Origin of the sequence: uncultured Winogradskyella sp., from assembly GCF_937958655.1 — a bacterium.
In the GTDB taxonomy this organism is placed as follows: Bacteria; Bacteroidota; Bacteroidia; order Flavobacteriales; family Flavobacteriaceae; genus Winogradskyella.
In genome coordinates, this window is the sequence record NZ_CALGNH010000025.1 from 48,696 (window position 1) to 60,853 (window position 12,158).

General features: G+C 34.2%; 8 protein-coding genes and 1 tRNA gene. 4 read left to right on the plus strand and 5 right to left on the minus strand.

The genetic code is table 11. From position 1 onward, the window contains the following. Positions 1–71: 71 nt before the first annotated feature. The 4 genes from Q0800_RS05145 to pgmB all read right to left on the minus strand — a co-directional run bounded on the left by Q0800_RS05145 (position 72) and on the right by pgmB (position 6,743). Positions 72–1,754, minus strand: coding sequence for an alpha-amylase family glycosyl hydrolase (locus Q0800_RS05145; RefSeq protein ID WP_299128132.1), 1,683 nt, complete (start codon positions 1,752–1,754; stop codon positions 72–74). Position 1,755: 1 nt separating this feature from the next. After that, positions 1,756–3,636, minus strand: coding sequence for an alpha-amylase family glycosyl hydrolase (locus Q0800_RS05150; RefSeq protein WP_299128133.1), 1,881 nt, complete (start codon positions 3,634–3,636; stop codon positions 1,756–1,758). A 94-nt stretch (positions 3,637–3,730) separates the two neighbouring features. Continuing rightward, entirely contained in the window at positions 3,731–6,046 is a 2,316-nt protein-coding gene (locus Q0800_RS05155) for a glycoside hydrolase family 65 protein (RefSeq protein ID WP_299128134.1), read from the minus strand. A 40-nt stretch (positions 6,047–6,086) separates the two neighbouring features. After that, positions 6,087–6,743: a beta-phosphoglucomutase gene (gene pgmB / locus Q0800_RS05160; RefSeq protein WP_299128135.1), complete on the minus strand. Its 657-nt coding sequence runs from the start codon at positions 6,741–6,743 to the stop codon at positions 6,087–6,089. A gap of 138 nt (positions 6,744–6,881) precedes the next feature. On the opposite strand from pgmB, the gene Q0800_RS05165 reads away from it, so the two are divergent. Continuing rightward, on the plus strand, positions 6,882–7,316 hold the full coding sequence (locus Q0800_RS05165; RefSeq protein WP_299128137.1) for a DUF4174 domain-containing protein: 435 nt from the start codon (positions 6,882–6,884) through the stop codon (positions 7,314–7,316). A 45-nt stretch (positions 7,317–7,361) separates the two neighbouring features. Here Q0800_RS05165 and Q0800_RS05170 read toward each other — a convergent pair. Next, positions 7,362–7,443, minus strand: a tRNA-Leu gene (locus Q0800_RS05170). Positions 7,444–7,548: 105 nt separating this feature from the next. On the opposite strand from Q0800_RS05170, the gene Q0800_RS05175 reads away from it, so the two are divergent. The 3 genes from Q0800_RS05175 (at position 7,549) to Q0800_RS05185 (ending at position 12,034) form a co-directional block, all read left to right on the plus strand. Next, entirely contained in the window at positions 7,549–8,937 is a 1,389-nt protein-coding gene (locus Q0800_RS05175; protein ID WP_299128139.1) for a dipeptidase, read from the plus strand. Between the two features lie 188 nt (positions 8,938–9,125). Then, positions 9,126–9,491: a BlaI/MecI/CopY family transcriptional regulator gene (locus tag Q0800_RS05180; protein ID WP_299128140.1), complete on the plus strand. Its 366-nt coding sequence runs from the start codon at positions 9,126–9,128 to the stop codon at positions 9,489–9,491. 2 nt (positions 9,492–9,493) lie between these two features. Next, on the plus strand, positions 9,494–12,034 hold the full coding sequence (locus tag Q0800_RS05185) for a M56 family metallopeptidase (RefSeq protein ID WP_299128142.1): 2,541 nt from the start codon (positions 9,494–9,496) through the stop codon (positions 12,032–12,034). Positions 12,035–12,158: the final 124 nt, after the last annotated feature.

A 12,158-nucleotide genomic window follows, 5' to 3' on the forward strand; every position in this document is an offset into this window, starting at 1 on the left:
ATAATTAAATATAGTCGGCTGCTTTTACGCAACCTTACTTTGTGTTTATGGGATATATACGTTAAAAACCCTTAGTTCGGTTTTACTTTTTCTAAAAGTAGGATACTGTATTCCGAATCGATGGTAACATTACCGCTGCTTACTTTAGAAAATTTACCCGAATAGGTATCACGAATCTTATCACCGTTTTCAAAAACTTTAGATACGTCCAACACCTTTTTTCCTTTCGGTAAATCTAGTCCGACAACTACAAAATCCTTAACATCTCCTTTTGTATAATTTCTGTAAAACGCATAAGGTGTTTCACTTATGATATGATGAGTACCTGCACCTACTGACGGATGATGAGCTCTAAACTGTCCTAGTTTTTGCCAATGCTTTAAAACGGCTTTAGTCCTTTTGCGTTTTGCTATGGAATCCCAATTCATAGTAGATCTCAGTGTTGCATCTCCTTCTGTGCCTGGCACTATTAAAGATCTAGATGATTCGTCTCCATAATATATTTGAGACGTTCCTGGTGATAGTAAGAGTCTATTTGCTGTCTCATAAGGCTTTTTTCTTACCGCATCAAATGGGCTGCCATCGTCGTGAGAGCTCAGATAATTAAGCGTTCCAAATCCTTTAAGAACTCCATGTAAAGTGTCTGAATATTTTTTGAATTGTTCTTCGTAGCTTAACTCTTTTGAATTCCACTTAAACTCAAAATTGATTAAACTATGAAAGCTTGGCGGATCAAAATAATTGACTTTTTTGTCTCCAAAATCATAATACTGACCACTACTGATGTTGTAATTATAAATTTCACCGACTAAGTAAAACGCGTTATCATCCAAAACCTTCTCTGGGTTATTTGTTTTGTATTGGTTAAAAGCGTAATCGCATTCTACCTTAAATTCTTGCCACACGTATTCTTCGGTATGCTTAACTGTATCTACTCGGTAACCATCAATTCCAAATTCTGTGATGTAATCGGTTAGCCATTTCATAATATAAAAACGTGGTGCTCTTGGATGGCCTGTTCTTTTAAAAAAAGTATTTAACTCCTTTACTTCCTGCTCGTAGTGTCCTTCATCTTTCCATTTTTGCAACAGTTGTGGCGGAAGATCTACATCTTCATTAGACTCTGTTCTAATATCTGGTAGATTTTCTACAAGTGTGCAGGTTACTGTGTTTTCGTAACTATCAAAGGTACATTTGTCATTGGTTCTTACCCAACTATCTGGCCAAACAGGATCTTTTTCAGTGACGGGACCTGTGTGGTTAATGACTGCATCTAATACAATACGAATCCCTCTAGCATGAGCTTCTTTTACCAACTCATGTAAATCGGCTTTGGTACCAAAATTAGGGTCAATTTTTGTCCAGTCCTTAGTCCAATACCCATGAAACCCATAAGTTACACCAGTACCTTCATCTGTACCACCATGAATTTGTTCTACAATGGGAGTCATCCAAATGGCATTAATGCCAAGTTCTGTAAAATAACCTTCTTTTATTTTTTGGGTTATCCCTTTTATATCACCTCCTTTAAAGCCACGGAGTTTAGCTGTTTCTCTTGTCCTATCGAAGTTAACATCGTTAGAGGTATCTCCATTATTAAAACGATCTGTCAACAAAAAGTATAAGTTAGCACCAGCCCAATCAAAATGTTGCTTTTCAACCCTCACTTCTAAATTATCTTTATTGGTAGTATTTTCTTTGCAACTCAAGGCTAAAACTAATAGTGTTAATATTATTATTATTACTTTTTTCATGTTAATTTATTTTCAATATAAAGGATTCCAAGGGTTTAATATCTATCCTAACGGTTCCTTTTCCGTTTTCAATTTTTAATTTTGATTGATACGTGTTATATAGCTGGTCTTCAACCATATAAACACCTTCTTTAAGTTTTAGTTTTAGTGTTAGATCTTCTGGCAACTGTAAATCAAAACCATACGTGTTTTCTGCATTAAAATTTGAAATGATAATAAGTTGTTCATTAGCACTCCAACGCACAAAAGACAGGACCTTATCATTGTACCATTCGGTATGCTGCTGATTATAGTGGTGAATATCTTGATAATTACCCATTAGGGCTTCACTAGCTATTGTAAAATTGAGTAACCGTTTGTAGAAATCTCTTAGGTTTTTTTCGTCTTTGGTTAATTGCCCACCATCAAACTTTTTATCATTTACCCAACGCACTACACTTGGTACGGAACCATAATCGAAAATCGAAGTTCTGGTTGGGTCTCCAAAACCTAAATCTTCTTGGGCAGCTTCACCAAACTCTTGTCCAAAATAGATCATAGTTGGTGCGGTAGTAGATGTTGCTGAGACCACCATAGCCGGCTTTCCTTTATCTGCACTGCCTGCAAAATCTGGACTCGCAATGCGTTGCTCATCATGGTTTTCTAAAAAATGTAGCATGTGATGCTCTATATCACTTAACTCATCTAAAATGGGTGGAATAGCATTGGTGCTCCCATAGCCTTGCATAACGTGCTTAAGTGTATCGTATAGCTGAACTTTATCATAAAGATAATCCATTTTACCTTTCTTAATATAATCACGGTACAAGTGTGGTTGATAGACTTCTGCTAACAAGAAGGCATCTGGATTTTTGGTTTTTATATGCGAATTCATATAACTCCAAAACTCAACAGGCACCATTTCTGCCATATCAAATCTAAATCCGTCCACACCTTTATCGGTCCAATACAGAGCAATATCCTTAAATTTTACCCAAGAGCTTGGCACGGTTTTATCTTGCCAAAATTTATAATGTTTTTTGTAATCTTCGTTATCGTATCCTTCTGGTAATTCATCAAAATCCTTTTTTCCATCGGGATCGACGCCGTAATTTACTTTTACGGTTTCGTACCAATCATTCATATTGGGTTGTGAGGCTCTAGATCCATTACCGGTCCATTTTGCTGGGTTTTCTTCAAATAATCCATCAGCCATTGGGTGGCTTTTACCTCCAAGTGGTTGGTAACCGTTTTCCCAATTTGGTAATTTGAATGCTTCTCCTGGATTGTAATAAAAGTTATTGTTAACATGGTATTGAAGTGAAGTGTCATCATCAGCTCCAAAATCCGTAATTCCAACTGGATTGGTTAAACTTTGGTAATTACGTGCCACATGATTTGGAACAATATCGATAATTAATTTTAACCCTGCTTTGTGTGTTCGCGTAATTAAAGCTTCAAACTCTTGTAATCTGTTTTCTACGCTTTCTGCTAAATCCGGATTTACATTGTAATAGTCTTTTACCGCATACGGAGAACCTGCTCTACCCTTTACAATATCTGGATCGTCATTACTTATTCCATATTGAGAATAATCTGTGATTACATTATGATGCGGTACACCTGTATACCAAATATGTGTTACACCTAAGTCTTTAATTTCTGAAAGTGCTTTATCTGTAAAGTCATTAAATTTTCCTACACCATTTTCTTTAAGCGTTCCCCAAGGTTTATTGTTAGTATTTGTGTTGCCAAATAATCTTGTAAATACCTGATAAACCACTTCTTTTTTCTTCATTTTTAATTTAATTACTTGTGCTTTAGGCAATGTTTTTATATGTTTTTTACACGCACTAAACGTTATTAAAACAATTGCTATGTAAATTATTTTAGCAGATTTCATTACTACGTTGTTTATATAAAGACTAGAGATTTATTTCATCTTTCGCCCAAGCTATGGCCAAATACTTTGAACTTGTTAGTTTAGAAATAGTATCTTATTTCATTTTTACTGCTGCGTCTTTATCTGGAGACACTAAAACTGATTCGGAATTTACTACTATTTCTAAATCCTGAGTACCGCTTATTTTAAAATTAATTGTAGTCTTAGAAACCTCAACGCTCAATATTTGATGTCTAAAATTTACCTTAAAAGAATACCCTTCCCACTCATTTGGTATTCTAGGCTCAAAGGTAAGTTTATCGTTTAGTACACGCATACCACCAAAGCCTTCTACAATACTCATCCATGTCCCAGCCATAGAGGTAATATGCAAACCTTCGTGCACCTCGTGGTTGTAATCATCTAAATCTAACCGAGAGGTTCTTAAATAAAATTTATAAGCCTGATCCATTCTATTTAGTTTTGCCGCCTGTATGCTATGTACGCATGGCGACAATGAACTTTCGTGAACGGTGAAGGGCTCATAAAAATCAAAATGTCGTTCTAGTTCTTCTGTACTAAAATGGTCTTCAAAAAAGTAAAAGCCTTGAAGCGTGTCTGCTTGTTTTATATAGGGTGAGCGAAGAATCCGATCCCATGACCATTTTTGATTAATTGGTCGTTGTGACTTATCTAAATCCGCAACGGTTATTAACTCCTTATCTAAAAAGCCATCTTGCTGTAAGTAAACATTGTGCTTTTCTGAAAATGGAAAATACATGCTATCTGCTACCTTAGACCACTGTACCAATTCATTATCAGAAAGGTTTGTTTTACCAATAACTCGCTTGTAATCTTCTTTATAGCCTTCCTTAACTTTATTTAAAATCTCTAATGTATAATCAATGCACCATTTGGCGATGTAATTAGTGTACCAGTTGTTATTTATATTATTTTCGTATTCGTTAGGTCCTGTGACACCTAATATTACATATTTATCTTTATCGGTTGAAAATGTAGCTCTTTGATGCCAAAATCTTGCGATACCAATTAACACTTCTAAGCCCATTTCTGGTATGTAACTAAAATCTCCTGTAAAACGGTAATAGTTGAATATTGCAAAAGCAATAGCTCCGTTTCTGTGGATTTCTTCAAAGGTAATTTCCCATTCGTTATGGCATTCTTCTCCATTCATGGTTACCATTGGGTATAATGCAGCTCCGTTTTTAAAACCAAGTTTTTCTGCATTTTCTATAGCCTTACCTAAGTGTTTATATCTGTACGTCAATAGATTACGTGCCACACTTTGGTCCTTGGTTGCCATGTAGAATGGTATGCAATAGGCTTCTGTATCCCAATAGGTGCTACCTCCATATTTTTCACCAGTAAAGCCTTTTGGCCCTATGTTTAATTGCGGATCTTTACCCAAGTAGGTTTGATTTAGGTGAAAAATATTAAATCGGATACCTTGCTGAGCTTTTACATCTCCATGAATAGTGATATCTGCCATATCCCAAATTTTAGCCCAGGCTGCTTTTTGGGCTTTTAAAAGGGTTAAAAACCCTGCACTAATTGCTTTATCTAAAACAGTATTTGCTGCAGTAATTAATTCATCTTTATCATGATTTCTATCCACGGTATAACCACCAAATTTTTGAATGGTTAGCGTCTCACCACATTTAACGTCTAAGGAATAAATAAGTGCAACGTGTGTGGATGAGGCGTTTTCTAAAGGTTTTACAGAGCATGCCTTACCGTTTATAAAAATTTTCGATTCCATATACGTGCAGGTATAGAAATCGGTTTTCATAGTTTTTGCCATTATATAGGCACGCTCATTTTCATGAGATACGTTTAGAAGATCCCAAAATTTATCGTCCCAATTAGAATCTTCGTTGGTTATGGCACCATCTATATATGGCTGATATACTACTTTAGCATCTTTATTTAAAAGTGTTACAGAGTACTCAATAGCACCCATTTCATCTAAATCTAGGCTTAAAAAGCGTTTGGTATTGACTTCAATTTCAATATCATTTTGTAGTGTAGCTTTAAAACTTCGAGAGAGCCAACCTTCTTTCATATTGAGTTCTCTTCTAAAATTTTCAACGTTCTTGCAGGTATTTAAATCTAATTCTACATCATCAATGTGCACATTAATACCAATCCAATTGGGTGCGTTAAGTACTTTAGCAAAATATTCTGGGTACCCGTTTTTCCACCAACCAACTCTAGTTTTATCTGGGTAATATACACCTGCGATGTAACTGCCTTGAAATGTAGGCCCTGAAAATTTTTCTTCAAAATTAGCACGTTGTCCCATGGCGCCATTGCCTATGCTGAATAAACTTTCTGATGCTTTAATTGTATCTGTATTAAAGCCTTTTTCTATAATTGACCACTCATTGGGTATGATGTAATCTAAATTCATTTAATTAGTATCGTTTATTGTGTAATTTTTATACACTATTTTATTTTGATATTAGTGAATCAATAAATGCATTGGAGATTTCTGTAAAGTCGTTAAATACATGCTTGGCATGTCCTAAAATAGCAGAATTTCCTATACCAATCGAAACCATATTTGCAGCATTAGCCGCCTTTACTCCTGCAACTGAATCCTCAAAAACAACACAATCTTCTGGATTAACATTTAAGAGCTTTGCAGCAATTATAAAAACTTCTGGATCTGGTTTGGCTTTACTCACATCATTACCATCAACTATGGCATTAAAGTGATGTTTTAAATTAACACGCTCTAAAATTGCACGTGCATTTTTACTAGCCGAACCTAAAGCAATGGATTGCTCTAAACCCTTTAATGTGTTAAGCACCCTTGGTACATCTGGTAATATTTCTTGCGTATCCATTGCAGAAATATACTGTAAATAGTCGTTATTTTTAGCTTCCATTAGCTCAGAAAACTGAGTTTGGGAAATGGTTTTATTTCCCCAAGACAATATCTTTTCTAAGGATCTCACCCTACTTACACCTTTAAGTTGTTCATTTTCGTGCTCGGTAAAATCTATACCTAATTGATTTGCTAGTTTTTTCCACGCCAAAAAGTGGTACTTAGCTGTGTCTACGATAACACCATCTAAATCGAATATAAATCCTTTTGTTTTCATGTAAAATCTGGGTTATTGAAATCTAAAATACAGATTGTATTTAGTACTGCTAAGCTAATAGGATTTATTAATTCTTCAAAACATATCATAGAATTTTAAAGACACTGCATTCATCCTTTATTTTAATTAATTTTAACTATGAAAACAATCCTAAAGTATCTTATAATTGTAATGCTTTTAAATTCCTATAGCTGTCTTACGGCTCAAAACTTAAAACAGCACCAATGGAAACATAGGGTGGTATTGATTTTTTCTAAGACGTCTGAGTCTACCAACTTTAAAAAGCAATCTCAGATTTTTAGTAATACTACCAAAGGCTTTAGAGACAGAAAGCTAATTGTTTATGAAGTTTTACCTAAAATGTATAGAATTAAAACTAAAAAATATGAATGGAAAACATCAGAGCATTTATACAAAAACTATAATAACGACGCTTTTAATTTTAAGGTTGTTTTGATAGGTGTAGATGGCACTATTAAATTTGAAAGTTTTGAGGTAGTATCAATTTTGACCCTATTTAATAAGATAGATAAAATGTCAATGCGTCAATCTGAGATGAAAAACAAAAACTAAAATGAACAAAAAAAGCTTCAGTATTAAACTGAAGCTCTCGAATTGTACAGGCGGCGAGACTCGAACTCGCACACCTCGCGGCACTAGATCCTAAGTCTAGCGTGTCTACCAATTCCACCACGCCTGCAAAAGGTTTGCAAATATAAACAATACTTTATAATTTCAAACAGCAATTAATCAAAGAATTATTAGGCTTACTTTTTCTTACTTTTGTTAGAAATCAGAACTTATTATGCAAAATATAAATATATATATCCAACAACACAAGCAACGCTTTATAGATGAGCTTATTGCACTTTTAAAGATTCCATCCATTAGTGCAGATTCTGCCTATAAAGCTGACGTATTAAAAACGGCTGATGCTATAAAAACAAGTTTAGAGACTGCCGGCTGCGATTATGTAGAAGTTTGTGAGACTGATGGTTATCCCATTGTTTATTCAGAAAAAATAATAGATAAAAACTTACCTACTGTTTTAGTTTACGGCCACTACGACGTACAACCACCAGACCCTTTAGATTTATGGAACTCACCACCTTTTGAGCCCGTAGTTCAGGCGACAGAGAAGCACCCTGATGGTGCCATATTTGCCAGAGGAGCTTGTGACGATAAGGGCCAAATGTACATGCACGTAAAAGCTTTAGAGTACATGACCAAGAACAACGAATTACCCTGCAACGTTAAATTTATGATTGAAGGTGAAGAAGAGGTAGGTAGTAAAAATTTGGGCGTTTTTGTCGCTAATAATAGAGAAAAACTAGAGAATGATGTCATCCTCATTTCTGATACCGGAATGATTGCCAAAGATGTACCATCAATCACAACAGGGCTTAGAGGTCTTAGTTATGTTGAAGTCGAAGTCACAGGGCCAAATAGAGATTTACACTCTGGTTTATATGGTGGAGCCGTTGCCAATCCAATAAATGTATTAACTAAAATGATTGCATCGCTTCATGATGAAAATAAACATATTACCATACCAGGTTTTTATGATAAGGTTGAAAATTTGTCTGATGCAGAACGTGCCGAAATGGCCAAAGCACCTTTCTCATTAGAAGCCTATAAAAAAGCTTTGGATATTGATGCCGTTTATGGTGAAGAAGGCTATACTACTAATGAGCGTAATTCTATTCGGCCAACCTTAGATGTCAATGGTATTTGGGGAGGCTATACTGGTGAAGGTGCAAAAACTGTGATTGCCAGTAAAGCCTATGCCAAAATTTCTATGCGATTAGTGCCCAACCAAGATTGGGAAGAGATCACCGAATTATTTAAATCACATTTTGAAAGTATAGCTCCAGCAGGAGTGAAGGTAAAAGTAACACCACACCATGGTGGTCAAGGCTATGTAACACCAATTGATAGTATTGGATATAAAGCGGCTTCAAAAGCTTATAAACAAACCTTTGGCAAAACGCCAATTCCGCAGCGCAGTGGTGGCAGCATTCCTATAGTATCACTTTTTGAAAAGGAACTAAAAAGTAAAACCATTTTAATGGGCTTTGGTTTAGATAGCGATGCTATTCACTCACCAAATGAGCATTTTGGGATTTGGAATTATTTGAAAGGTATAGAAACCATTCCTTATTTCTATAAATATTTTACGGAATTGAAGACATAGAGTTGTTGTCAATATTTCCTAAAGCCTTAGGAGGCTATAGTCTAATACAATTTACAAACTTAGTAATTGAGATTCTGAAATAAATTCAGAATGACAACGGTTTAGATGATACTAATTTTTATACTCTACACTTGTAGAATTAAAATTATTACTCTACATTTGTAGAGTTAATTCTAAATATGTAAAGTATGGAACTTTCTAAAACCGAAGAACAATTAATGCAATACCTCTGGAAGCTTGAAAAAGCCTTTATGAAGGATTTGCTTGATAGTTACCCAGAACCAAAGCCTGCAACCACTACTGTAGCCACCTTACTTAAACGTATGATCGGTAAAGGCTTCGTAGATTATAAAACGTATGGTAAGTTGCGCGAATATTTCCCCTTGGTAAAGAAAGAAGACTACTTTTCTAAACACGTTAATGGATTAATTAAAACATTTTTTAACGATAGTGCGTCTCAGTTTGCTTCGTTCTTTACACGTAAAACAGATTTAACAAAAGAAGAACTAGAGGAATTAAAATCCATCATAGACAAAGAACTAAAAAATAAGTGATTATGGAAACGTATCTATTAAAATTTTCGGCTTGTTTACTTATTTTTTTGTTGGTTTATGTATTGCTTTTAGAGCGTCAAAACATGCACAGATTTAAACGTTTGTATCTATTAGGAGCTTTTGCAATTGCACTCATTATTCCAGTACTCACAATAACACATTATATAGAACCTGTAATACAAGATTTTGAAATTACGTCTGATTATGCTCCTATCGATACACCCTACATAGAAACGCCAAAAGATAAAAACACGTCTGTAAGCTTAGAAACTGTTTTGTGGTCTATTTATGGTATAGGTGTCCTACTGTTTAGTATTCGTTTTGTTTTTAATCTCATCAACTTATATCGAAAAATATCTCATAGTGAAAGGATGTATAATCGCTCTTTCATTTATGTATTGCTCAAGGACTATCGCATTCCACATTCATTCTTCAGATACATTTTTTTGAACAAACAGAAATTTGAAAATAAGGATATCCCAAGGGAAGTCTTACTCCACGAGGAAACCCATGCAAAACAACTGCACAGTTTAGACATTATCATTTTAGAACTTTTACAAATCCTATTTTGGTTTCATCCTTTGGTTTATATCCTAAAGCATCATGTAAAATTAAATCACGAATTTTTAGCCGACGAAGCAGTTTTAAATAACTGTTCGGACACTATAACCTATCAACAGATATTATTACAATTTTCATCAAACACTCAAGAGTATCAATTATCGAGTGCCATCAATTATTCATCAATTAAAAAACGATTTACAGTTATGAAAACACAAACCTCAAAAACCAGAATTTGGTTTAGTAGCCTATTGCTACTACCTGTATGTGCTATACTATTTTACAGCTTTGCTGAAAGAGAATATGTGCAGAAAGAAAACACAAAACTTAATCAAGCGATCGCAGAAGAGTTAGAAAAGGCAGAAAAATTAAATGTAACGTACATTAACGAAAATTCAGATAAGTTACTGGGAATATGGTATAATAAAGAAAAGAACATCACTTTACAATTCCATTTACAAAATGGCGGCTTGCTATGCGATGTAAAAGAAGCGGACAACACGCATGTGAGATATCACCCTAAAACAAACGATACGGGATGGTGGTTTACTTACAAAAACCAGCCGCTTAGTTTTAAAATAGACAATAAAACACTCAAAGATTCACGTGGATTAACTTACATAAAAACTAGTAACATAGCTACATCACAACATTTAAAAATTGACATTGATGAAGCTGGTATTCTAAAAATAAACAACCAAATAACTTCCTATAATGATTTTGAAGTAAGCGTTAAAAAGATTAAAAGAGATTTAAGCCCAAAAGAAATAAAAAAACTCATTACAGTTGAGCTGTTTAGTAAATTAAAACAGCACGAGCGTCTGCTTAAAAAAATAACTGACCAACTGCTTTTTAATGGTATTGACAATATAAGAGTTTATAAATTCTATGATCCTTATGCTGAAAAAGAACCTAAAAAAACAGCTTCAAAAGAAGAGGTTGAAGCATACAATACTTGGGCAAAAGACATTAATGATAAAAATAAAGCAGCAAAAGCCAATAAAAATAATGAGTATGCCATTATAAAACTAAAAGAACTGAATTACCATAAGGCTATTTATGATAGAATGACGGATACTCAACGTGAAAATGCACAGCAGTTTCCTGATGCACCACCTCCGATAAAGCCTCATCCTGGATACGGTAAAAAAGAGAAAGGTGGGCCAAATGTTGGTATAATTTCACATTCATCAATAATTAACCCAGTAAAAATTATTGTAAAAGCAGATAATTCCCTAGTGCTAAATGGACAATCAATAGATAATGAAGAGCTTGAAAGTCAAGTAAAAAAAATCAATATACATTTAAATAGCATAGACCATCGCGATTATGTAATGGCATCATTTATTGTAGAAAAAAATACAAGTAGAGACTATGCGAAAACACTACAAAAAAGATTGCAAAAAGTTAATATATGGTCAAGTTGTATGTCTTACAATGAGAACAAAGCCAAAATAAATGACACCAAAAAATTAAATGGGTTTTATGATGGTTTAACCCTTAATGAAGCTAAAGCTAAACAACAGGAGGTTTTTGATTCACCAGTAGATATAGATAAAAAAATCGATAGCATTAACAACTCAAGTAGTCCATGGAAAATAAGTGTTGGCACAGCATCTGTTGAATATATTAATGATAAAGGAAAAAGTACCGGAAAAATTAATTTAACATCGAAAAACACAATACAAACAAAGGAACTCCCAAAGATTTACATTAACAATAAGGTACTAGAAAATCCATTGATTTCATTAACAAAAGAGGAAGTAAAAAAGTTAAAGATTACATTGTCCAAAGGAAAGATTATAAGTTTTAGGTTTAAGATTACTGGTGTAAGAACAGAGATTATTGAAGGTAATACAATTACTAAAACCTCCTTAAAAAATCTTGAAACTACGAGAACAGGCGACGATATTTCACTATTTGATATCACAGACGGAAATGGCTCAAAACTTCCGCCTATAGTGATTGAATTAAAAGAATAAACAATTTTACTGGTTATTTGGTTATCAAAAACCTATCAGGTTCTACAACCTTGGCTAAAGCTGTGGTCAATGTAGAAAAACCTGAAAGGTTTTTCTTTTTACATCAAAACTGTAACAAATCACC

Bases quoted from the DNA above. Each gene is read 5' to 3' on its own strand.
- Q0800_RS05145 (WP_299128132.1), bottom strand. From the start codon at position 1,754: ATGAAAAAAGTAATAATAATAATATTAACACTATTAGTTTTAGCCTTG.
- pgmB (WP_299128135.1), bottom strand. From the start codon at position 6,743: ATGAAAACAAAAGGATTTATATTCGATTTAGATGGTGTTATCGTAGAC.
- Q0800_RS05155 (WP_299128134.1), bottom strand. From the start codon at position 6,046: ATGAATTTAGATTACATCATACCCAATGAGTGGTCAATTATAGAAAAA.
- Q0800_RS05150 (WP_299128133.1), bottom strand. From the start codon at position 3,636: ATGAAATCTGCTAAAATAATTTACATAGCAATTGTTTTAATAACGTTT.
- Q0800_RS05165 (WP_299128137.1), top strand. From the start codon at position 6,882: ATGAAAACAATCCTAAAGTATCTTATAATTGTAATGCTTTTAAATTCC.
- Q0800_RS05180 (WP_299128140.1), top strand. From the start codon at position 9,126: ATGGAACTTTCTAAAACCGAAGAACAATTAATGCAATACCTCTGGAAG.
- Q0800_RS05175 (WP_299128139.1), top strand. From the start codon at position 7,549: ATGCAAAATATAAATATATATATCCAACAACACAAGCAACGCTTTATA.
- Q0800_RS05185 (WP_299128142.1), top strand. From the start codon at position 9,494: ATGGAAACGTATCTATTAAAATTTTCGGCTTGTTTACTTATTTTTTTG.